Origin of the sequence: Prevotella sp. oral taxon 475 (assembly GCF_018127805.1) — a bacterium.
GTDB lineage: Bacteria > Bacteroidota > Bacteroidia > Bacteroidales > Bacteroidaceae > Prevotella.
In genome coordinates, this window is the sequence record NZ_CP072334.1 from 342,744 (window position 1) to 364,967 (window position 22,224).

The window sequence follows — 22,224 nt, forward strand, 5'->3', positions numbered from 1 at the left end:
CAACTAACAAGCAAATGTCTTAACTCCTTTTCACTCCTTAACTCCTTAACTCCTCCTACGAAGCCGCCACTTACGGCTCCGCCGCCCACGGCGCGAGCGTCCCGTCGGCGCGGAGCGTGGCCCAGGTCCACACCTTTGTGCGAGTGTTGTAGAATTTGAAGCGGCGATCTTTGCCCGTGCCCACCACTTCGCGGGCGAAGGATAGAGAGCCGGGACGATCGCCAATCTCTTTCTCAAAGGCGGGAATGAGCGGAGTGAGCATCTTTTCTATTTCGTCCAGTTCCTTTTCCTTCTCGGGATCCTTTCCGGGATCCTTTCCGGGTTCGGGCGTCTTGCCGCTGCCGGGATTACCACCAGGATTGCCGCCGGGATTTTTTCCGCCATCATCGGGCTTCTTACCACCGCCGGGATTGCCACCAGGCTTCTTTCCGCCGCCGTCGCCGGGATGCTTTTTCTTTTGGGCATCGCTGGATTTATGACTGGCTTTAAAGTCGGCCGTAATTTTATTCATCTCCGCGGCCAGCGAGTAGATCAGCAGCCGATCGGCCTCGACGGTAGAGAAGAGGTAGCTACCCTGAATGTGCTGAACGACGAACTCGAGCGCCTCGTCCGTTTTGGGGCGAATGGCCGTGGCGCTGGGCCGCTTGGCCTCAACGGCCTCATGCCGGCGAGTGGCTCCCAGCTGTTCAAACTCGCCGTTCACCGTGCGCAGCTGCGAGAGCACGGCCGTGAGCCCCAGTGTGGTGAGGTCGGCGGTGCATTTCTTGGCATCTTCAAACATCCCGGCGATGTGACCACTTTCGGCCTCGAGCGCCTCGTTCTGGATGCCGGCGTAGGGCTTGAAAATCACTTCCACGCGCTCGGCAGCCTCTTGTATAGCCGCCACGGGCGAGAGCTTTTGGATACGAATCACGCCGAAGAAGTGGGTAAGCAGCCGGTCGCGCTCGGCATCGAGTTTCACCAGCCGAGCGGTGTGCACCGATTGCGTGGCCTCTTTGTTGAGTTCCACCTCCTGGTCGATGGCCTCGCGCCATTCTGCCAGCACGGCGTCCGTCAGCTTGAGCTTCTCTTTGTCTACCGCCACCACCTGGTCGTAGAGCCGACGGTGGTACTGCATGTGCATCACATTGGAAAATCGGGCGCAATTGCCGCCTTCAATTTTCACGAACCTGGGTAATTTGTTCTTTTCCATGTTCTTGTTTTTTTAAAGGGTTAAAAAATGGTTTAACTTTCAAAGCAGCTCAAGGCCGCCATGTCGTAAACAAGTTTGTCAAAAGTGTATTTTCTATTTTAAGGGATGTTATTGAGCGGCTCAATAGCGTCGTTTTTGTCTCCGCGACGTTACCGAGTCGCTCAATTTCATCATTTTTGTCTCCGCGGCGTTATTGAGTCGCTCAATTTCGCCATTTTTGTCTCCGCGGCGTTACTGAGTCGCTCAATTTCATCGTTTTGGTCTCCGTGGCGTTACTGAGCCGCTCAATTTCGGCATTTTCGTCTCCGCGATGTTACTGAGCCGCTCAGTAGCCCTTAGAAGTGCACGTAGGGCCACACATATACATCGGGCGCATCTTTATCTAATATCCCGGCTCGGGCCACGTTCCATCCGCCCATAGGATGAGGGGCGTATGCCGAAACGGAAAATTTGATGTAGATGGGGCGGAAATTATAACTGCCATCACAGGTGGAAGTGGTCCAAAGACAGACATCATCGGGCAGCGCACTACCTGCATCGGTAAAGGCCTTGAATAATGCTTTAGCCCGATCTTCGCTCTCAATTGCGAAACTAGCATTATACGATACACCGCCATCGTTCCAAACACCCCAGTTTGCGCCGTTACCTGGAGAAAATTGTGCCAGGAAATGATCGAATTGATTCCCAAGGTCTCTTTCAGATCGTATTTCTCCCAATGCCGGGATATACCATTTGCCAATGTTTGAGGTGGCAACGCCGGGCTGGTAATTACCAGCCCAATAGAAGGCAGGATATTGCGTTTGCTCTTCAGCACGTTTCTTGCCGTCGGTGGTGCCGGAGCCTGTCCACGTCAGGTCGTAGCCGTTCAGCTCTGCACCCGTTCCGGTTTTTGTAGGCATATCCCACCAGGTGTTGTGCACGGTGGTGTTGCGCTGCTGTCCGCTACCGCCCATTTCCCATTTCAGGGCCATGGGACTGACCTTGAGTCCGGCGGCGGTGCCCTCATGGTTTTTCGTTTTCTCTTTGGTCACAATGCCGATGGGCGTGCGCGAGCCTTTTTCAGAAAGTACCCCATTAGTGCCGTCGTTGAAAAGATAGAGCAGCGGGCGTAGCTTCATCACAAGGGTGTACGACTTGTTGGCCGCAAAGGTGATAGGTGTCGTCTTAAATACAGTACCTCTTTTGCTGGTCATATCCATTCCGTCGTAGAGCTCGCCACCAGTGAAACTAACACTTACTTGATTGTTGGTGGTGCCGGGCTGAATATAATAATACGAGGTATAGAAATGATGGGCCAGCACATAGGTAGCATCCTTCTCGGTGAGAGCTCCGGTGTGGGTGATGGGATCGGTCTGAGTGTTCCCCGGAGTAAAACCTGTTTTGTCGCCCTTTACGTCGTAGGTGGTGGTGAGGGGCGTGAGGTTGAGGGCTGGGTCATTCAATGTTTTGAGAACTATGCTAACATTGTTCACCGCCTCAGTGTAAACCACCAACTTGCAGCGCACACGGGCAGCCAAGTGTTTCATCTCGAAAGACACATGCCGGTCAGTGCTGCTGATGGTCTTCGTCACCTTGCCCAGCATGGGGTTTTTCGTGCTGTTGGTAATGGAGAGGGAGGTGCCATTGTCGGTCACGCCCTCGCTGATGCACACAAAGGTGTAGGTGCCGGCGGGTAGATCGAGCCTCGAGCCGGCGTCTGGCACAAACTTGCCGCTGGCGTTCACCTCGCCCGTGAGCGTTTTGTGGGTGCCGGTGATGCGGTTGCCGCTGCCGTCGAGCGCATAGATAGAATAGCGGCCTTGGCTGATGGGGTTGGCGCGTGTCTCGGGTTGGCTGTCTTCTTCGATGCTCATCGTGGCGTGGAGGCCGTCGCCCAGGTCTACTTCTTGCGGTTGCGCCTGAGCGGCCATGGCCCGCGAGGCCGGCATAGAGGCAGGCTTCGAGGTTTCAAACTTCTCTTCGGTCAGCGTAAAGGTGGCGTCGCCGCCTAAGCTGATCAAAGGGGCATTGTTCGGCGTTGGCTCGTCGTCGTGGCTGCAAGCCGAAAACATCAGTGCTAAAGCGAAAGCTGCGCAAGGCAGCAGGTTGAATTTTCTTTTCATACGTTGGGTTGTTTACTGTTCTTAGATGGTTATTGCCAGTCGAAACGAGAATGATAATATGAATATTCTCCCTCAATCTCTTCATCCTCTTCCCATTCTTCTTCGGTGGAATTCTCGGCGCGATGACGGATGGTGGCACAAATAAAGCCCTCGCTCTCATACGGAATCACGTTGCACTGCGGCGGGATGTAGGGCAGCGTCGTCCATTCGGCGACTGTCCGTTGTTGTTCTTGTCTGTTCATAAATCTCTAATATTTAAAAGGTGAAAAATCGGCGTTGTTGCTCTTTCCGTCCCTTGGCTCATGGGCACGAAAAAAGAAGCAAAGGCCACTCCGAAGAGCCCTTTGCTAATGGGGGTTGCGCCCGCTTCGCGCGCGCGTAAGAGAAAGTGAAAAAGTCTTACACTACAATAGGTGCGAACATTGTGTGTGTGTGTGTGTGTGTGTGTGTGTGTGTGTGTTTAAGGTAGTCATTTTCTGGGAGACTACCAAAGAAAAGGCGTTAAAAGATGCAGAAAAGTTCGCCCTTTTCTGCCCTTCGTTCTGCCGATATGTCAACACATTTTGTTTCACGGGGGCAAAGGTAAGGGTTTTATTTGAAACCTGCAAGACCATGGCGGGAAGTTTAGTCTTGGAAGTAAACACGGTTGACCCGATTGCTGATGCCTGTGAGCACTTCGTAGGGGATGGTGTCAAGGGCGGCAGAGAGGGTGGTCACGGGCAGCGCGTCGCCGAAAATTTCTACGCGGTCGCCCTCGCGGCAGGCAATGTCGGTGACGTCGATCATCGCTACATCCATGCAGATGTTGCCCACGTAGGGAGCAGGAAGCCCGTTCACCAAGCAGTGGCAGCGGCGATTGCCCAGATGGCGGTTCAGTCCGTCGGCATAACCAATGGGGATGGCGGCGATGAGACTGTCGCGCTCGAGGCGTTCGCGGCGACTGTAACCCACGGTCTCGCCGGCCTTGACGCGACGCAACTGGAGAATGGTGGTGCGCAGAGTGCAGACGTTGTGAAGGGTTTTTCCCGTGCGAGGGTCGATGCCATAGAGGCCTAAGCCCAGACGGCACATGTCGAGCTGGCGTTGGGGAAAGTGCTCGATGCCGGCGGAATTGTCGATGTGGCGGAGAATGCGGTGCTCGAAGGCCGACTGGATGAGCCGACTGGCGCGGTCGAATCGGCTGAACTGGAGATCGGAAAAGGCATCGAAAGCATCGTCGTCGGCTCCGACGAAGTGTGAGAAGACCGACCGCGGGATGAGCGCGTTCTGATTGTGGAGCCGAGCAATGAGCCGGTCGATGTCGTCTTCGGGATGAAAGCCCAGCCGATGCATGCCGGTGTCGAGCTTAATGTGCACGGGAAAGCCGGTGATACCTTCGCGTTCGGCAGCGCGGATGAGGGCTTCGAGGAGGCGGAAGCTGTAAACTTCGGGCTCGAGGTCGTGGTCGAAGAGCGTTTTGAAGGCCGTCATCTCGGGGTTCATCACGATAATGTTGCTGGTGATGCCGTTTCGGCGCAGGGTGGCCCCTTCGTCGGCCACGGCCACGGCGAGATAATCTACGCGGTGGTCTTGCAAAGTCTTGGCAATCTCAACGGCTCCGGCACCATATCCGTCGGCCTTGATCATGCAGACGAGCTTCGTGCGGGGTTTCATCAGAGAACGATAGTGGTTGAGATTGTCGACAAGAGCCGTGAGATTCACCTCGAGCGTGGTTTCATGCACCTTGCGAACAAGCAGTTCAGCCAGTCGGTCGAAACCGAAACTGCGCGCACCCTTCAGCAGAATCACCTCGTCGTGCAGATCGTGGAAGGCCTCGCTGCGGATGAAGTCGTCGACACTGCGGAAGAAATGAGCCTCTTTCACGTCGATATGCTTGCGGGCGGCGGTGATGGCCGTGCCGATACCGATGATTTTCTCTACGCCGCGCTTCTGCGCCAAAGCCGAAACCTCGGTGTAGAGCCGGGCAGCGGGGATGCCGCTCTGCTGGATGTCGCTGAGGATGAGTGTGCGGAGGCGACCTTGATGGTCGGGGCGGCGATTCATGAAGTCGAGCGCAATGTCGAGCGAATTGATGTCCGAGTTGTACGAATCGTTGATGAGTGTGCATCCCTTCTGTCCTTCTTTCACCTCGAGTCGCATGGCTACGGGCTCGAGTCGGGCCATTCGCTGGGCCAGGACGTCGGCCTCCAGTCCCAGATGCAGGCAGATAGCGGCGCAGACAAAGGAATTGACCGTTGACGCTTCGTCGATGAAAGGCAACTCGTAGCTTCCGGCTTCACCTTTATATATATAGGAGACGCGCGTGCGAGTTTCGCCTTTCTCGGTCTGCTCGATGAAGAAAGCCGCGCTTGGGTCTTTCCTCGACCAGGCCAGCGTCTCGCCCTTGAAGTGTTGTTCGCCCATCACGGCGGTCACCGTTTCATCGTCGGCGTTGTACACCATCACGTCGGCATCCTTGAAGAGCCGCAGCTTTTCGCGGCATTTCTCTTCCTGCGAAGCGAAATTTTCCTGATGGGCCGTCCCCAGATTGGTGAGCACGGCGATGGTGGGTTGAATGATGTCGCGCAGGGTTCGCATCTCGCCTTTCTGACTGATGCCCGCCTCGAACACGCCGATCTCCGAGTGACGATTGAGCAGCCACACCGAGAGCGGTACGCCGATCTGCGAATTGTAACTGCGCGGACTGCGGGTCACCACCATCCCCGGCGAGAGAAGCTGATAGAGCCACTCCTTGACCATCGTCTTACCGTTGCTCCCGGTGATGCCCACCACGGGGATGGTGAATTCGTCTCGATGACGTTCGGCCAATCGTTGCAGAGCTTTCCGCGTGGAGAGCACCTGGAGAAAGTTGGCCTCCGGGTAGCGTTCCGCAGTCTCCTCGGGCACACGTTCCACCACGAAGTTGCGCACGCCGCGGGCATAAAGCTCGGGGATGTAGCGGTGACCATCGTTCCGGGCCGACCGCAATGCGAAAAAAAGCGTCTCTTCCGGGAAACACAACGAACGACTGTCTGTGAGAATAAACCTCACCTCGGTTTCGCAACCGCCAAATCGATGAGCCCCCATCAACGTGGCCACTCTTTCAATAGAATACGTCATCTTTGTCTTGATTGTTCTTTCCTGCAAAGGTAGTGCAACTTGTGAGAACTGCAAAATAAATGTCTCCCTCAAAAAAGAGTTCTTTTCTTGTTTCTCGACAAGTGCGTTTTTCGTCCTGGAAATGCTCAAGCGAGCTTGGCATGGCTCATTGGGCTTTACAAAAGAGTTGCAGAATCCCTCGGGGTTCCTGCAACTCTCTTGTCTGTTCTGCGCCGCGACCGTTAGACCAACGGACCGGCGGGACTGTAACTGCGCGCTCCCAGCTCTTTGTCGAGCATGTAGATGCCGTAGCCGTTGTCTTTAATCATCTTGAGATTGTCGATGATGGTTTTTACGTTTTCCTCTTCTTCCACCTGCTCGTCGATAAACCACTTGAGCATGCTCTGCGTGGCATAATCGTTCTCGGCGGAGGTCAAGGCGAATAGTTTGTTAATGCTTTCGGTGATGCTCTGCTCGTGGCGTAGGGAATTTTCAAACACCTCGACCACCGATTTCCACTCCGTGGGAACGGCCTCTATCGGGCGCAGATCTACCTTCCCGTTGCGTGAAATCACGTAGTTGAAGAGTATCTTGGCGTGGTCTTGTTCCTCCTTGAATTGCACTTCGAACCATTTTCCCATACCGGGTTGACCCTGTGCATGGCAGTAAGCCGCCATCGATAAATACAAATAAGCCGACCACATCTCGGCATTGATCTGGGCATTGAGAGCCTCTTCGATTTTCTTTTTCAACATAATGTTTTGTTTTTGTGTGTAAATATGTTCTCTGTGAGCACGTCTTCGTCGGGCAGGATGCCCTCTTCGGTCTTTCCACCGGTTGTTTTTTCTTCCTGATGCCTACCTTATTCCATCGGCACCTCCAGCTGCATACCGGCTCGAAGTCCCTCGAACTTCGCCACAGGTCTGAGCTGCATCTTCCAGTGCCGCGGCTCTTTCTGTCGGCCCCTGCCGGCGTTTGTCGCTGCCGCCGCACCGAAATAGGGCCTAATGGCCGACACCCGCATGGGGATGCGCAAACCGAACGCCCGGCAATACACCTGTAAGGTGTCGCCCTCTGCAAAATAAGAGCGTTGCTTCTCATTGAGCCTGAATGTGCCCCAAAGGTTGTCGAGCAGGGCAATGGTCATCAATGGAGCGCAGGGCGCGAGCTGTTCGCCCTTCTTGGCCATGATCTCACTCACCTCGCCCTCCACTTTTGTGATGACGGCCACGATCTGTGGCCCCTTCAGACCACTCCTTCCGGAATGCTGATGACACCGCATCTCGTCGTAAACGAGCTTGGTGGCGATGGCTTGCGCCTGAAAAGTCTTGTAGTCGGCAAAGGCCCTGTCGCGCAATTGAGCCGGAACCCGCCCCCGGAGAAACTGTCGTTGCACCTCCCGATAAGCCTTCTGTGCCTGCTCCTCGGCCGCTTTTGCCTGTTGCCAGCGTCCGTAGGCCCGGTCGAGGGCCCGGTTTCCCGTGCGATGCGGATGCAGCGTGGCAGCCAAAAGCTCCAATGTCTCGTCCTCGGGCATGGGCGTATCGTCGGTTTTGAAGAGCAACAGCGTGTCGCCCACTTCTACATAGTCGCCCTCTTTCACCCGAACCTCGATCACTCCTCCGCTCTGCTGCGTTCGAACGGCGTATTGCAGCACCTCGATTTGACCCTGCACCGTCCGCTCTCGGGGCCAAAACGCGAAGCAGACGGCAACGCAGCCTCCCGCCAAAGCCGCTGCAACGGCCATTGCCGCCACCGCTTTCCTTGCCGAATGTCTGCCTTTCGTCTTCATTCTTGTGGTCTGTTCGTCTGCCGTTCTCCCAGTTTCCATGGGTTCGCGTCCCTCGGAAAGAGAGCCCTTTTCGTTACGAAAAAGCTCTGTCTCCTTCGTCTTTGCAGAGGAGGACAGGCGAAGATACCTTATTTATATATACCAACTGATTATTTAAACGTGAAACTTCTTGAACCAATCATGTTGCCATCCACGAAGATACTCACCTGATAGGTTCCGCCCACCAAGGCCTGCGACACGTTCCAAAACAGAGTTACGGGCGTTTCCTCGCCGTTGTACTCCACGCTTTTCTTCATCGAATATTGCAGATTACGGTTCTCATAGGCAAACGAGCCGCCACCGTTGAGCAGTCCGCCCGTAGGTGTTTGGATGCGCACGAAGACCTCTTTCATGCCGCTGGCTGCCGTCACGTTGCGGGTGATGCTGAAGCTCACCTGTATGGCAGTGGCCTTATCGATGCGGTCGGTGTTTTTGCCGCGTTTGTTTTTGGCCGTCATCGTGATGCCCGTAGCGTCCAACTGCGCTGCGATGGCCACCTTCTCCGAGAGCGATTTCTTCTCGGTGCTGAGTCCCTCTATCTGCCGTGTGGCCTCCTCGTATTGCCCTTTCACACGCGTGTTTTCTTGTGTGAGAGAAGCATTGAGGCGATTGAGCGAGTCGATCTCCAAAACATAGCTTCGCAATACCGCCCTGACCGTAGCCAGTTCGCGCTTCAAGCGAGTGATTTCGCGGGCATCCGTGCTCTTTACCCGTCGTAGTTCGTCCAACAGTCGTTGTGTTTTCTCCTGCTCGGCTGTGATTTGTGCCACGATAGAGTCGTTGTTGATTTGCGTCTTCATCTCGCTGTATTGATTGGCAAACTGCTGGTATTCGTTTTCCATTTCTTTTTTGTCCAGCTCTGCCAACTCTTTCATGGCGGCGTTTTCCTCTTTTTGCTTGTTCAGACTCACGGTGAGATAGGCCACCCCACCCGCCAAAACGAGCAGCAGGATGATGCCGGGAATCCATATTTTTTTGTTCATAAATCGGTCTGATTTTTAGTGTTCGACTTCGCAAAGTTAAAGACTTTCAAGAAGACGGCAAAGAAAAACCCTGGCGTCAAACATTTAATAACTTAATTTTTTCATGTTTACGCCCGTTCAGAATCATCCATCCTTCTATCAGGATGGAGCTATTTCGCACGTGAAAACGAAGAGGAGATGAGCCGAAAGTTGTAAACAACCCTATCGGGATTGGTTTGTTGCCAGCCTTTCCCTACCAACCGGTTAACCACCATGTAGTTGTTAGCACAAAAATAAGAAAGGCTTGCTTTGAGCTGCGGTAAATATTTGATTGTGAGTAGGTTACGAAGCATGTTTCAAAAGCTAAGAAAACGCATGGCGAAAGCTAAGAAAACGCCCTGCAAAAACTAAGAGAATGGAGTGCGAAAGCTAAGAGATGGAAATTCCGTCTCTTCATGCAAATGAAATCGATGATGTCGAAACGATTTTCTGAACCTTATTCATATAGGTGAGTTCGGGAGAATTGTAGGAAGGCTACAAAGAAGACATCGTGTCTGAATTCTCCCATTTTAGTATTTTTCCTCTTTTCATTGGCAGAAAACAATCTTGTTTTCAACGATTTAAAGGGAAAAGAGGTGAAAATCGATAAGAAACTTCTGAGTTTGGATAGGTTTTGCTATTTTTGTCCTATATTTTCATTACAAAACAACAAGGAAATGGCAAAAACGGAGGTAAAACCGGCAAACGGTAAGCTGGGCATCATGGTTGTGGGCTGTGGTGCCGTGTCGACCACTTTTATAACAGGTGTCTTGATGGCCCGAAAAGGACTGGCTAAGCCCGTGGGCTCGATGACTCAGTATGACAAAATACGAGTGGGTAGGGGCGCAGACAAGAAATATCTGCGCTATGGAGACATCGTTCCGCTGGCCCAACTCGACGATATCGTCTTCGGCACATGGGATGTCTATCCGCAAAACGCTTATCAGGCAGCGATATATGCCGAGGTGCTGCAAGAAAAAGATATCGAGCCCGTGCGCGACGAACTGGAAAACATCGTGCCGATGAAGGCCGCCTTCGATAAAAACTTTGCCAAACGCCTTGACGGAGATAACGTGAAGCAAGGCTTGACACGATGGGAGATGGTGGAAGAGCTGCGCCGCGACATCCGGAACTTTAAACAAGAGAACGATTGCCAACGTGTGGTGGTGGTGTGGGCAGCTTCTACCGAGATTTTCGTTCCTTACGAAGAGCCGGTGCATGGCACGCTCGATGCACTGGAAAAGGCCATGAAGGCTGATGATCGGGAACACATCGCGCCCTCGATGTGCTATGCCTATGCCGCGCTGTCGGAGGAAGCCCCGTTTGTGATGGGGGCTCCTAACACCACGGTAGACATTCCTGCCATGTGGCAATTGGCCGAGAAAACGCGCATGCCGATTGCCGGAAAGGATTTTAAAACGGGGCAGACGCTGGTGAAGAGTGGCTTCGCTCCTATCATCGGAACGCGCTGTTTGGGACTGAATGGATGGTTCTCGACCAATATTCTGGGCAATCGCGATGGGTTAGTGCTCGACGAACCGGCCAACTTCCGCACCAAAGAGGTGAGCAAACTCTCTACCTTGGAAACCATTCTACAGGCCGACCATCAACCCGATCTGTACGGAGAGGTCTATCATAAAGTGCGCATCAACTATTATCCGCCCCGCAACGACAACAAAGAGGGCTGGGATAATATCGATATTTTCGGATGGATGGGCTACCCCATGCAAATCAAAATCAACTTCCTTTGTCGCGACTCGATCCTCGCTGCGCCGCTGGTGCTCGACCTGGCACTCCTGTCCGACCTGGCTGCACGTGCCGGTCGGTTCGGCATTCAACGCTTCTTGAGCTTCTTTCTCAAAAGTCCGATGCACGATTTCACCCAAAACGAGGAGCCCGTCAACCATCTCTTCCAGCAGTATACCCTGCTGAAGAATGCCATTAGAGAGATGGGCGGCTACGAGCCCGACGAGGAAATGGACTGAATCTCCGCTGCGAACGCTCTGCCACAACCAGCCTTATACTCTCTGAAAACAGGGGGATAGAAAAACAGAAGATACGAGAAAACGTCTTTTGCAACGCATCAAGGAAGAATCGTTTTGGGGATATTGAAAGGCCAAAACGATTCTTTCATCCTGTCGTTTCTATGGCGTTGATTTCATATCAGGGTATGCATGTTTGTTAATTGTTTGCGTGTTCAGTATAAAAATATTAATTTTGCACGGAAACAAAAGGGCGAAAGCCTGCTGCAATACTACCTGCCCGTTTCTCCACGACAGAGAGAAGGAGCGGGCCGAACAATAAAGATGAACTGATAAAACATGTCTGAAAGAAAAGTAAGAGTGCGCTTTGCACCCAGTCCTACAGGGGCTTTGCATATCGGAGGCGTAAGAACCGCCCTCTACAACTATCTCTTTGCCCGTCAGCACGGTGGCGATTTGGTGTTCCGTATCGAAGATACCGATTCTCAGCGCTTCGTGCCCGGAGCGGAAGAATATATCATCGAAGCCTTCAGATGGTTGGGCATCAAGTTTGACGAAGGTGTGAGTTTCGGCGGAGAATACGGTCCGTATCGACAGAGCGAACGCAAGCATATCTATAAAAAATATGTAGACCAACTGTTGAACGACGGGAAAGCTTACATCGCTTTCGATACGCCCGAGGAGCTGGAAGCCAAGCGCAGCGAGATACAAAACTTTCAATACGACGCACAGACACGCGGCAAGATGCGCAATTCGCTCACGATGACGCGCGAAGAGGTGGAGAGCTTGATGGCCGACGGTACGCAATATGTGGTGCGTTTCAAGGTGGAGCCGGGAGAAGATGTGCATGTCAACGACCTGATTCGCGGAGAGGTTGTCATCAAGAGCGACATCTTAGACGACAAGGTGCTCTACAAAAGTGCCGACCATCTGCCTACCTATCACCTTGCCAACATTGTGGACGACCATCTGATGTGCATCTCCCACGTCATCCGCGGCGAAGAATGGCTGCCCAGTGCGCCGCTGCATGTGTTGCTCTACGAGGCCTTTGGCTGGGCCGATACGATGCCGCAGTTTGCTCATCTGCCGCTTTTGCTGAAGCCGGAAGGCAAGGGCAAACTCTCGAAACGCGATGGCGATCGACTCGGATTCCCCGTCTTCCCCTTGGAATGGCACGACCCCAAGACGGGCGAAGTGTCGTCGGGCTATCGCGAAAGCGGCTATTTTCCCGAGGCGGTGGTCAACTTCCTGGCCCTGTTGGGCTGGAATCCGGGAACGGAGCAGGAGCTTTTCTCGCTCGACGAGTTGGTGAAAGCCTTCGATATCAGTCGCTGTTCGAAGGCCGGAGCCAAGTTCGACTATCAGAAAGGCATCTGGTTCAACCACGAATACATTCTGCACAAGAGCAACGAAGAGATCGCCCACCTGTTTGCACCGGTGGTGGCCAACAATGGCATTGACGAGCCCATGGAGCGCATCATCCAGGTGGTGGGCCTCATGAAAGATCGTGTGAACTTCGTAAAAGAACTGTGGCCGCTGTGCTCGTTCTTCTTCATTGCACCGCTCTCTTACGACGAGAAGACGGTGAAGAAGCGTTGGAAGGAGAACTCGGCGCAGGTGATGGCCGAACTGGGGGATGTGTTGGAGCGTCTGACCGACTTCTCTCTCGAGCATCAAGAGCACGAGGTGCTGGCCTGGGTGGAGAGCAAAGGTTATCGACTGGGCGATGTGATGAATGCCTTCCGTCTGGCTTTGGTGGGCGAGGGGAAAGGTCCCGGCATGTTCGACATCAGTGCTTTCCTGGGCAAAGAAGAAACGTTGCGCCGCTTGAGAAGAGCCATCGAAATTTTGAAATAACCCGTTTCAATCCACACAAGCCCAAACAACGTGTACCATCTTGTTATCTATCTCTATCTATGGGGCGTGGCCGTGGCATCGCTCTTTAGTGCCAAGGTGCGGAAAATGTGGCGCGGAGAGCGGCAGGCGTTCGGCATTCTTCGAGAGAAAGTAGACCCCGAGGCCAGCTATCTTTGGTTTCATGCCGCCTCGTTGGGCGAGTTTGAACAGGGCCGACCACTCATCGAGCGTCTTCGGAAACAATATCCCGACTATAAAATCCTGCTCACCTTCTTCTCGCCCTCGGGTTACGAAGTGCGGAAAGACTATCCCGGGGCCGACATCATTTGCTATCTGCCTCTTGATACGCCCCTCAACGCCCGGAAGTTTCTTCGGCTGGTGCATCCCAAGGCCGCGTTTTTCATTAAATACGAGTTCTGGTACAATTATCTGCACATTCTTCAATGGCACGGCATTCCTGCTTATAGCGTGAGTAGTATTTTCCGCGCAGAGCAGGTGTTTTTTAAGTGGTATGGTCGGAGTTACGCCCGCGTGCTGAACTGTTTCACCCATTTTTTTGTACAGAACGAGCAGAGTCGACAACTTCTTCGTGAGAAATTCGGCTTCGATCATATCACGGTGACGGGCGACACGCGCTTCGATCGTGTGTTGCAAATCAAGGAAGCCAGTCGGCAGTTGCCCCTTATCGAAGCCTTTTGTCAGGGCCGACCTACCTTCGTGGCCGGCAGTAGCTGGGGTCCCGACGAAGAGGTGTTGATCCCTTATTTCAACCGTTCCTCCCGTTGGAAGCTCATCATCGCGCCCCATGTGATAGACGAGAGGCATCTGCAAGAAATCTCCTCGCGCGTAAAAGGTCGTGTGGTGCGTTATACACAGACCACGACCGAGGAGGCTGCGCAGGCCGATTGTCTCGTGATCGATTGCTTCGGACTGCTTTCTTCCATCTATCGCTATGGTCGAGTGGCCTATGTCGGCGGCGGATTCGGCACCGGTATCCACAACGTTCTCGAAGCCGCGGTGTGGGGCGTGCCCGTGATTTTTGGGCCCAACAACGGTCGGTTCCAAGAGGCACAAGGACTGATGGCGGCGCAAGGGGGATTCGAAATCAAGACGAAAACCGATTTTGAAACATTGATGAAGACGTGGGAGAACGACGAGAACCTGCTCGCCGAGGCCGGGAAACACGCCGCAACCTTTGTCCATTCTTTGGCCGGAGCCACCGAAAAGATTCTCCAGGAATTGACCTTAGAGAATGGATCATTGAGAATAAAGACTTAAGAAAAGGTGAACCGGCGAGGCTTCCAACTACTTGGAAACCTCAAACGGGAGAGAAAATAACGTTTCCAACTACTTGGAAACCCAGAATGGACGAAAAATGAGCTTTCCAACTACTTGGAAAACTCAAAAACGACAGAAAATGATGTTCTAACTACTCGGAAGCCTCAAAAATGAGAAGAACAAAGCTTCCAACTACTTGGAAGCCTCGGAAAGCCGGAAAAAATGTCGTCGCCCCGGAGCGACGGCTCTAAAATGAGAAAAATAACGTTTCGCCCCGAGCGACCACTCATGATTGAATCCGTTTGGCGTTTCGCCCCGGAGCGATGGCCCAAAAATAAGAAAAACAAGGCTTCGCTTCCGAGCGACGGTTCATTTCAGTGCCGTTTTTGCGTTTCGCCCCGGGCGAAGCCTCGGAATGAGACCGGAGAATACTTCGAAATAAAAAGAAACAAAATAGAAAAGTCATGCTCACAAAAGAAGTAAACGGACGAAAACCCTCATGGGGCAGCGATTGTTATTTTGCCGAGAACGCCACGTTGGCCGGCGATGTCACGCTGGGCAACGACTGTTCGGTGTGGTTCTGCGCCGTGTTGCGCGCCGATGTGGCTGGGATTCGTATCGGAAACCGGGTGAATGTGCAGGACGGAGCCTGCATCCACGAGTCGCACAACACACCGGTGATCATCGAAGACGATGTTTCCATCGGTCATAACGCTACCGTCCACGGCTGTACCCTGCGCCGCGGCAGTCTCATCGGTATGGGAGCCGTGGTGCTCGACGGAGCTGACGTCGGTCCGGGAGCCATCATCGCCGCTGGAGCCGTTGTGTTGCAAGGCACCCGAGTGGGAGCCGGCGAACTCTGGGCAGGCGTTCCGGCAAGATTCGTCAAGCAGGTAGTCGAGGGGCAGGCCGAAGAGTTCGCTCTGCATTACCAGGAGATCAAACAATGGTATGAAACGAGATGAATCGGCGAGAATCCTCGCCCCACATCTTCGAAGGGGGACGATGCACTCCTTAAAATATCCTTACTTTCAAGTCTTCGCTGCGGTTTTTCAGAATTAAGGCGTATCTTTGCAATGTCCGCTCACGGATCATTCTAAACGATTCAATAAGATGGAAATACAAGATTTGGAAAAAATGATTAGAGAAAAAGAGGGCGCACTCTCTCTGGCCTTTCCGGCTCTGATGCGCAAAGTATATGTATGGATGACACTTGCGTTGGTCATCACAGGCATCGTAGCCTATGGCGTGGCCAGTTCTCCGGTGCTGATGAGCACGATTTTCAGTAGCCGTGCGGTGCCGCTCGTGTTGCTTTTCAGCGAGCTGGCTCTGGTTTTCGGCATCAGTCGCTGGATAGGTCGGCTCTCGCTCACCCAAGCCACGTTGCTCTTCATCCTCTATTCGGCCCTCAACGGAGCTACGCTCTCGGTGATCTTCTACTTTTATCATCCGCTGATCATCACGAAAGTGTTCTTCATCACTGCCGCCACGTTCGGCGCGATGGCTACTTTCGGCTATTTTACCAAGGCCGATCTCTCGGGCATTGGCAAGATGCTGTTCATGGCTCTGATAGGGCTCATCATCGCTTCAGTGGTGAACCTCTTCCTCCAAAGCGACGGTATGGGTTACATTCTGAGCTATGTTGGCGTGTTGGTGTTCGTCGGTCTCACAGCGTGGGACTCGCAAAAAATCAAGACGATGTTGGCTCAGTGCGAGGATATGAACGAAGAAGCCCAGAAGATAGCTCTGCTTGGCTCGCTCACACTCTATCTCGATTTTATCAACCTCTTCCTCTATCTCCTTCGCATCTTCGGTCGAGAAAGATAAGCTCTATCATGAAAAGAGGACCCGTTGGATAGGAAAGAAAAGAACAAAAAGGAGAAAGAGAAACGGCATTCCTCGCTTTTTTATTAACTTTGCATCATTGTAAGTACAACGCTCTGCGCAACAAAGAGACACGGATTTTCTAACAACAAAATAACAAACATAGCTATGGAATTTTTAACTGATGAGAAACTCGTCATTGTCGGTGCAGCCGGCATGATTGGTTCAAACATGGCACAAACGGCTGCCATGCTCGGTTTAACCCCCAACATCTGCCTCTACGACGTGTACGAACCGGGATTGGCCGGCGTCACCGAGGAGATGCGCCACTGCGGTTTCGAGGGTGTCGACTTCACTTACACCACCGATGTGAAAGAAGCGTTCAAGGATGCAAAGTACATCATCTCGTCGGGCGGTGCTCCTCGAAAGGAAGGTATGACACGCGAAGACCTGCTCAAAGGCAACGCCGGCGTAGCAGAACAGTTGGGTAAAGACATCAAAGCCTACTGTCCGGACGTGAAACACGTAGTGATTATCTTCAATCCGGCCGACATTACAGGCTTGGTAACACTCATTTGGTCGGGTTTGAAGCCCTCGCAGGTATCGACTTTGGCCGCACTCGACTCTATTCGTCTGCAAAGCGAACTGGCTAAGCACTTCGGTGTAGCACAAAGCGACGTGACGGGATGCCGCACCTACGGTGGTCATGGAGAAGCAATGGCCGTGTTTGCCTCCACCGCTCGGGTGCAGGGAACACCGTTACTCGACCTCATTGGTACACCGAAACTCACGCAGGAGCAGTGGGCCGAAATCAAACACAAGACCGTTCAGGGTGGTTCGAACATCATTAAGTTGCGCGGTCGCAGTTCGTTCCAAAGCCCGGCTTACGTCTCGGTGAAGATGATTGAAGCTGCTATGGGCGGCGAAGAGTTTGCTTGGCCCGCAGGACGTTACGTTTCTTTCGCCGGCATCGACCACATTATGATGGCCATGGAAGTAAGCATCACCGAGAAAGGTTCGGCTTATGAAGAGGTGATAGGCACCGCAGAGGAAATGGCCGACCTCAAGAAGAGCTACGAACATCTCGTCAAGATGCGTGAGGAGGTGATCTCCTTGGGTGTACTTCCTCCCGTTGAGAAGTGGGGCGAAATCAATCCCAATTTGAAATAAGCCTTCCGTAGGTTTCAAACAAACAAAGAGCCACAAGAAGAAATCCTTTCTTCGTGTGACTCTTTTTAGTCACTCAGCAAACATCCCATCCCTATTCTCTCTTCCTATGAAACCATTCTGCTTTGTCATTGCCCTGCTCATGACCTCTATCTGTCAGCCTCTGCAAGCACAGGAACAAAATTTCTTTACGCAAAAGAATGAAGAACGTGTTAAGAGACAAAAGAAAGAGAAGACCCGTGACTGGGGTATTGCCTTGAATACGGGTCAAATTGAAATCTTTCCCGACGAGACACCGACAATGGAAGGCAATGGGGCCAACATGGCTATCGAGTTTTCGGTGGATTATTATCTCACCCGCCATCTATCCGTCTCGGGCGGACTGTATTACGAACCCATGAAGATATTTACGGGTTACAACCACGGCGACGGACTGCTTAAGCGCAATACGGCAGGTCTTCGAGTAGGAGTGAAGTACTATCCGCTCCACCCACGATGGATTGTTCAACCCTTTATCGGTGGTGCCCTCTACACCAACGTTCTCAATATTGACACCCGAGAGCGGCGCAGCAATCTCGAATTGCCGCCTTACGGACGGGCAATACTCGACTATCGCGTTAAAGCCTCCGCCCTGTCTGTGGCTCCGCAGATCGGTTGCGAACTGCGTTTCTTAAGCAGTATCTCGTTCTTCGTGACCTGGGACTACCGTTTCGGACTCTACGGTTACAATCGAGCCGACCTGCGTTTCACTGAAGGCTTGTGGGCAGGGCGACACGAACAATCTGCATTTAACAACGACCGAACGATTCTTAGTTTCGGTTTGAAGATAGATTCCCCCACGCGAGACATCACCAAGACCGGTGCTTCGCTTCTCGAATCCTTATTCAAACTCTTCACACCCGCCGAACAGTCGATGTTCAAACAGCGTCGACCACCCGTCGACCTCTAATCTCCTTCGCGGTTGTGGTTATACCTTTCAGGCCAGATATGCAAGGCATAGGTGTAGCCATAACGGTCGTAGAGACGCGAAAGGCGGGTGACGCGCCCCACAAAGGCAGCATAGTCCTTACGCGAAGCAGGCATCCATTGCACCTCGGCAAGAGCCGCCATACGTGGCAACACCATGTATTCGGCTTGCGCAGTGGTGGGAACATACTCGGTCCAGAGGTTTCCTTGCACGCCGATGATGTGGTTGGTGATGTCGGCCGACACCGTATCGGGGCGCGGATTGAAGCTATACACTTGCTCCACGGGTAGGTAACCGCCGATTGCTTGCGGCTCGTGGAGCGTGTTTTTCGTCTGATAATAATCGAAATAAGCATATCTACCCGGGCAAGTGATCACATTGTGCCCCGCCTTTGCCGCCTTGGTCCACGTTGATAGGTAACGTCGACTGAGCACGATGGTCGACTTGGCCAGTTCGCCTTCCAGTATTTCGTCCCAACCAATCATCGTTTTACCTTTTTGGTTGATGTATTGTTCCATGCGCTTGGTGAAGTATTGTTGCAAGTGTTTGGTGTCGATGCCTTGTTCTTTAGCTTTGTCTTGGCAGCGTTTGCACTGTTGCCATCGTGTAGAAGGCGCCTCGTCGCCCCCGATGTTGAAGTAGGCCGAGGGGAAGATCTGTCCCAATTCGTCGATGATGTCTTGCAAAACGGTATAGACGCGCTCGTTGCCCACACAGAGCACATCGTGATGAACGCCCCAGTTATGACTTACTCTATAAGGTCCGCCGGTGCATCCCAGTTCGGGATAAGCGGCCAGCAGTGCCCGGGTATGCCCAGGAATGTCAATCTCGGGTATCACTTCGATGTGTCTTTGTCGGGCATATTCCACGATTTGCCGCATCTCTTCTTGAGTATAAAAGCCACCATGCGGTTGATGATCGTCCACATCCGAGTTGTGCCCCACAACCGTTCCGCTTCGCCAAGCACCAACTTCCATCAGCTTAGGATACTTCTTGATTTCAATACGCCAACCTTGATCCTCGCTCAGATGCCAATGAAAGACGTTCATGTTGTGTAAGGCCATCAGGTCGATAAAGCGCTTAACAAAGGTTACGGGAAAGAAATGTCGACCGCAATCGAGCATCATACCGCGATAGGGCAGCAAGGGAGCATCGACAATTTGCACAGCAGGCAGCTCCACCTGTGATGCCGATACGGGTTCACCCTTGTCGTTAACGGTTACGGGTAAGGCCTTGCGTAGGGTCTGTATGCCATAGAAAACGCCTGCCGAAGTACTTCCTGCAATGGTTATTTGCTGATGGTTCACCACTATGCGGTAGGCCTCTTTGCCCACCATCTTACGATCTATCATCAGCACAATGCGGTTTTCAGCTTTGGGCATAGTGGTGGTGCAAGAGGTTTTTAGGCCAATAGCGTCTTGAATATATTCAGCCAAGAAATGAGCGTTGTGCTGCATCAGTTCGTCGGTCGATGTGCAGACGATGGCAGTTTTCTCGTTGAACACGAAGGGCTTACCTTTCATTGTTGTGATAGACTGAGGCAAAGGCACTACGTTATAATCGACCGTTGCCGAATGAGCAGTGATGGACAACAGTCCAAGAACTGCAATAAGGAAGAAATGTTTGCGTATCATCAGTTGATGGTTAATTTTTTTTGATGGGATGAGTTTTCTCCGCACTCATCTTGAATTCTATTTTTGCACCTTTCATCAGCTCGCTATGCTTGATGAATGAGCCACTGTATGGTTTCCCATTCAGCAAGAATTGCGATACATAGACATGTGTGGAGCTGTTTTGCGGGGCGGCAATGTGGATGGTTTTTCCATTGGGAAGGTGCAAGGTGGCTTGCCTAAACAGCGGACTGCCCACAGCATATTCGCCACTAATGGGTGATAAAGGATAGAAACCCAAAGCAGAGAATACGTACCAAGCAGACATCTGTCCATTGTCTTCGTCGCCACAATAGCCGTCGGGGCGTGGCGCATAAAGTCGCGACATGATGGTTCGCACAAGGCGTTGCGTCTTCCACGGCTGACAGAAGGCGTAGAGATAGGGCACGTGATGCATAGGTTCGTTCAGATGGGCGTATTGTCCCATGTCGGCATTCTGCATCTCGCGGATGAGATGAATGATGCCACGCTTATAATAAGAAATGTCGTAACGCTGGGTTTGCGAGAACACCGAGTCGAGTTTTTCCACAAACTTTGCCTCTCCGCCCATCAGCTTTTGCAATCCGGGGATGTCGTGCGGAACAAACCAAGTGTATTGCCAGCTGTTGCCTTCGGTAAAGTGTTCGCCCCAACGATAGGGATCGAAGGGAGTCAAGAAACGCCCTTTGCTGTCTTTGGGGCGCATCAATCCGATGCTCTTGTCGAACAAGTGGCGATAGTTGAGGCTTCTTTGACGAAAGGTTTCTTGCTCTTTCTTGGGGCGGTTCAGTGCATGGGCCAGACGATAGATGCAAAAGTCGTCGTAGGCATACTCCAACGTGCGCGACACGTTTTGGTTAATGTCCACATCGCAAGGCACATATCCCAGTGTATTGTATTGGGCAAACCCCTTCCTGCCAACCGAACTAACCGGTCCAACGCTGTTGGTGCTTTTGCAGATGGCCTCGTAAAGCAGATCGATGTCGAACCCGCGAATGCCTTTGAGGTAAGCATCGGCGATGACCGATGCCGAATGTTGACCAATCATACAGTCGCGATGACCAGGGCTGAACCATTCAGGCAGCCATCCGCTTTCCTTATAGACGTTTTCCAACCCGCGTAAAATCTCGGTCACGATGTTGGGATACATCAGGTTGAGAAAAGGGAATTGCGCCCTGAATGTGTCCCAAAAGCCATTGTCGGCATACAGGATGCCAGGCATGATGCGCCCATTATAGGGACTGTAATGCAGGGTGTCGCCCTTAGCATCTATCTCGTAGAACTTGCGCGGGAAGATCAACATGCGATAAAGACAGGTATAGAAGGTGCGCATCTCATCGTCGGTGCCGCCCCTCACGCTAACTTTGGCCAATTCCGCGTCCCAGGTTTGTTCGGCCTTTGCCTTCACTTCATCGAAGCTTTTATTGCCAATCTCTTGCAAATTCACCTCTGCTTGTTTCTCGCTTATGTACGAAGTGGCGATGTGCATCTCTACGGTTTCGCCCCGTTTCAGGTCGAAACCCACCACGGCTCCCACGTGTGGCCCCTGCTGTTCGCGCTCGCCATCCAGCAGTTGCTTGTCTTTCCAGATGATGGCATTGAGGAAAGGGCGGTTGAAGGTGATCACGAAGAAGTTTTTAAACCCCGTGCCTACGCCGCCATTGTTCTTAGTAGAATAGCCCACGATACGCCTTTCTTCCGGTATCAGCCTGACATACGACCCACCATCGCAGGCATCTATCACCACGTATGCACTGTCGCCGCCGTTAAACTGCATCCTGAATGCCGCTGCACGCTCGGTGGGTGTCAGCTCCACATGGGCTTGCGCATCGCCCAGATAGGCGTGATAATAGTGCGGAAGGGCAATTTCTGTTTTGTGTGAGAACCAACTGCGGCGGCGTTCTTCGGTAAAGTTGTCGCGCCGCGTTATGGGCATGACCGATAGCTGACCGTAATCGTTGATCCAGAGGCTGGCTTGATGGGTCTGCTTAAAGCCGTAGAGGTAGTTGTCTTGGTAGGTATACAGAAAGCCATTGCCCAGTTTTCCCGTGTGTGGTGCCCAGTTGTTCATGCCGAAAGGCAGGCAAACGGTTGGGTAGGTGTTGCCATTAGAGAGTTCCATGCTCGAATGTGTGCCCATCAATGGGTTGACATAGCGGGTGAATCCCTCGGCATGACACCATGCCGTGACAGCAGAGGCCAAGAGAAAGGAGAAGAGTTTTTTGCGTAAATGAATCATATATTGAGTGGTTAATGGGACGAATGGAACGAGATGACCAACAGCTTAGCATACATC

General features: G+C 52.6%; 16 protein-coding genes. 7 read left to right on the forward strand and 9 right to left on the reverse strand.

What is annotated here, in order from left to right:
- Window positions 1–70 precede the first annotated feature (70 nt).
- The 7 genes from J5A66_RS01320 to J5A66_RS01350 form a co-directional block, all read right to left on the reverse strand.
- Window positions 71–1,192 (reverse strand): DUF6261 family protein, encoded by a 1,122-nt coding sequence (locus J5A66_RS01320; protein ID WP_211790698.1) that lies wholly within the window; start codon window positions 1,190–1,192, stop codon window positions 71–73.
- Between the two features lie 335 nt (window positions 1,193–1,527).
- Window positions 1,528–3,294, reverse strand: coding sequence for a fimbrillin family protein (locus J5A66_RS01325; protein ID WP_211790699.1), 1,767 nt, complete (start codon window positions 3,292–3,294; stop codon window positions 1,528–1,530).
- 29 nt (window positions 3,295–3,323) lie between these two features.
- Window positions 3,324–3,536, reverse strand: a complete 213-nt coding sequence (locus J5A66_RS01330; protein WP_211790700.1) for a hypothetical protein — start codon at window positions 3,534–3,536, stop codon at window positions 3,324–3,326.
- Between the two features lie 382 nt (window positions 3,537–3,918).
- A complete protein-coding gene (locus tag J5A66_RS01335) occupies window positions 3,919–6,393 on the reverse strand; it encodes a bifunctional UDP-N-acetylmuramoyl-tripeptide:D-alanyl-D-alanine ligase/alanine racemase (protein ID WP_211790701.1) in 2,475 nt (824 codons plus the stop codon).
- A 221-nt stretch (window positions 6,394–6,614) separates the two neighbouring features.
- Window positions 6,615–7,127 (reverse strand): ferritin, encoded by a 513-nt coding sequence (locus tag J5A66_RS01340; protein WP_211790702.1) that lies wholly within the window; start codon window positions 7,125–7,127, stop codon window positions 6,615–6,617.
- A 107-nt stretch (window positions 7,128–7,234) separates the two neighbouring features.
- The gene (locus J5A66_RS01345) at window positions 7,235–8,164 is read right to left on the reverse strand and encodes an HlyD family secretion protein (protein ID WP_211790703.1); all 930 of its coding nucleotides are present in this window, start codon (window positions 8,162–8,164) and stop codon (window positions 7,235–7,237) included.
- A 149-nt stretch (window positions 8,165–8,313) separates the two neighbouring features.
- The gene (locus tag J5A66_RS01350) at window positions 8,314–9,186 is read right to left on the reverse strand and encodes a hypothetical protein (protein WP_211790704.1); all 873 of its coding nucleotides are present in this window, start codon (window positions 9,184–9,186) and stop codon (window positions 8,314–8,316) included.
- A 695-nt stretch (window positions 9,187–9,881) separates the two neighbouring features.
- Between J5A66_RS01350 and J5A66_RS01355 the strand changes: the two genes are divergently transcribed.
- The 7 genes from J5A66_RS01355 to J5A66_RS01385 all read left to right on the forward strand — a co-directional run bounded on the left by J5A66_RS01355 (window position 9,882) and on the right by J5A66_RS01385 (window position 18,261).
- On the forward strand, window positions 9,882–11,189 hold the full coding sequence (locus tag J5A66_RS01355; protein ID WP_211790705.1) for an inositol-3-phosphate synthase: 1,308 nt from the start codon (window positions 9,882–9,884) through the stop codon (window positions 11,187–11,189).
- A gap of 336 nt (window positions 11,190–11,525) precedes the next feature.
- A complete protein-coding gene (gltX, locus tag J5A66_RS01360; RefSeq protein ID WP_211790706.1) occupies window positions 11,526–13,043 on the forward strand; it encodes a glutamate--tRNA ligase in 1,518 nt (505 codons plus the stop codon).
- Between the two features lie 30 nt (window positions 13,044–13,073).
- Entirely contained in the window at window positions 13,074–14,321 is a 1,248-nt protein-coding gene (locus J5A66_RS01365) for a 3-deoxy-D-manno-octulosonic acid transferase (RefSeq protein ID WP_211790707.1), read from the forward strand.
- A gap of 464 nt (window positions 14,322–14,785) precedes the next feature.
- Window positions 14,786–15,286 (forward strand): gamma carbonic anhydrase family protein, encoded by a 501-nt coding sequence (locus J5A66_RS01370; protein WP_211790708.1) that lies wholly within the window; start codon window positions 14,786–14,788, stop codon window positions 15,284–15,286.
- 148 nt (window positions 15,287–15,434) lie between these two features.
- Complete coding sequence (locus tag J5A66_RS01375; RefSeq protein ID WP_211790709.1) at window positions 15,435–16,148, forward strand: Bax inhibitor-1/YccA family protein; 714 nt, start codon at window positions 15,435–15,437, stop codon at window positions 16,146–16,148.
- A 165-nt stretch (window positions 16,149–16,313) separates the two neighbouring features.
- Window positions 16,314–17,315, forward strand: coding sequence for a malate dehydrogenase (locus tag J5A66_RS01380; protein WP_211790710.1), 1,002 nt, complete (start codon window positions 16,314–16,316; stop codon window positions 17,313–17,315).
- 106 nt (window positions 17,316–17,421) lie between these two features.
- On the forward strand, window positions 17,422–18,261 hold the full coding sequence (locus J5A66_RS01385) for a hypothetical protein (RefSeq protein WP_211790711.1): 840 nt from the start codon (window positions 17,422–17,424) through the stop codon (window positions 18,259–18,261).
- On the opposite strand, the gene J5A66_RS01390 is transcribed toward J5A66_RS01385, so the two are convergent.
- Both J5A66_RS01390 and J5A66_RS01395 read right to left on the reverse strand, forming a co-directional pair.
- Entirely contained in the window at window positions 18,258–19,913 is a 1,656-nt protein-coding gene (locus tag J5A66_RS01390) for a beta-N-acetylhexosaminidase (RefSeq protein WP_211790712.1), read from the reverse strand. The genes J5A66_RS01385 and J5A66_RS01390 overlap by 4 nt on opposite strands.
- Before the next feature lie 10 nt (window positions 19,914–19,923).
- Complete coding sequence (locus J5A66_RS01395) at window positions 19,924–22,167, reverse strand: GH92 family glycosyl hydrolase (protein WP_211790713.1); 2,244 nt, start codon at window positions 22,165–22,167, stop codon at window positions 19,924–19,926.
- Window positions 22,168–22,224: the final 57 nt, after the last annotated feature.

What these genes read in the sequence shown, in the direction of transcription:
- J5A66_RS01380 (WP_211790710.1), top strand. Translation starts at nt 16,314, where the DNA reads ATGGAATTTTTAACTGATGAGAAACTCGTCATTGTCGGTGCAGCCGGC.
- J5A66_RS01395 (WP_211790713.1), bottom strand. Translation starts at nt 22,167, where the DNA reads ATGATTCATTTACGCAAAAAACTCTTCTCCTTTCTCTTGGCCTCTGCT.
- J5A66_RS01320 (WP_211790698.1), bottom strand. Translation starts at nt 1,192, where the DNA reads ATGGAAAAGAACAAATTACCCAGGTTCGTGAAAATTGAAGGCGGCAAT.
- J5A66_RS01390 (WP_211790712.1), bottom strand. Translation starts at nt 19,913, where the DNA reads ATGATACGCAAACATTTCTTCCTTATTGCAGTTCTTGGACTGTTGTCC.
- J5A66_RS01350 (WP_211790704.1), bottom strand. Translation starts at nt 9,186, where the DNA reads ATGAACAAAAAAATATGGATTCCCGGCATCATCCTGCTGCTCGTTTTG.
- J5A66_RS01325 (WP_211790699.1), bottom strand. Translation starts at nt 3,294, where the DNA reads ATGAAAAGAAAATTCAACCTGCTGCCTTGCGCAGCTTTCGCTTTAGCA.
- J5A66_RS01345 (WP_211790703.1), bottom strand. Translation starts at nt 8,164, where the DNA reads ATGAAGACGAAAGGCAGACATTCGGCAAGGAAAGCGGTGGCGGCAATG.
- J5A66_RS01370 (WP_211790708.1), top strand. Translation starts at nt 14,786, where the DNA reads ATGCTCACAAAAGAAGTAAACGGACGAAAACCCTCATGGGGCAGCGAT.
- J5A66_RS01335 (WP_211790701.1), bottom strand. Translation starts at nt 6,393, where the DNA reads ATGACGTATTCTATTGAAAGAGTGGCCACGTTGATGGGGGCTCATCGA.
- J5A66_RS01330 (WP_211790700.1), bottom strand. Translation starts at nt 3,536, where the DNA reads ATGAACAGACAAGAACAACAACGGACAGTCGCCGAATGGACGACGCTG.
- J5A66_RS01340 (WP_211790702.1), bottom strand. Translation starts at nt 7,127, where the DNA reads ATGTTGAAAAAGAAAATCGAAGAGGCTCTCAATGCCCAGATCAATGCC.
- J5A66_RS01375 (WP_211790709.1), top strand. Translation starts at nt 15,435, where the DNA reads ATGGAAATACAAGATTTGGAAAAAATGATTAGAGAAAAAGAGGGCGCA.
- J5A66_RS01355 (WP_211790705.1), top strand. Translation starts at nt 9,882, where the DNA reads ATGGCAAAAACGGAGGTAAAACCGGCAAACGGTAAGCTGGGCATCATG.
- gltX (WP_211790706.1), top strand. Translation starts at nt 11,526, where the DNA reads ATGTCTGAAAGAAAAGTAAGAGTGCGCTTTGCACCCAGTCCTACAGGG.
- J5A66_RS01385 (WP_211790711.1), top strand. Translation starts at nt 17,422, where the DNA reads ATGAAACCATTCTGCTTTGTCATTGCCCTGCTCATGACCTCTATCTGT.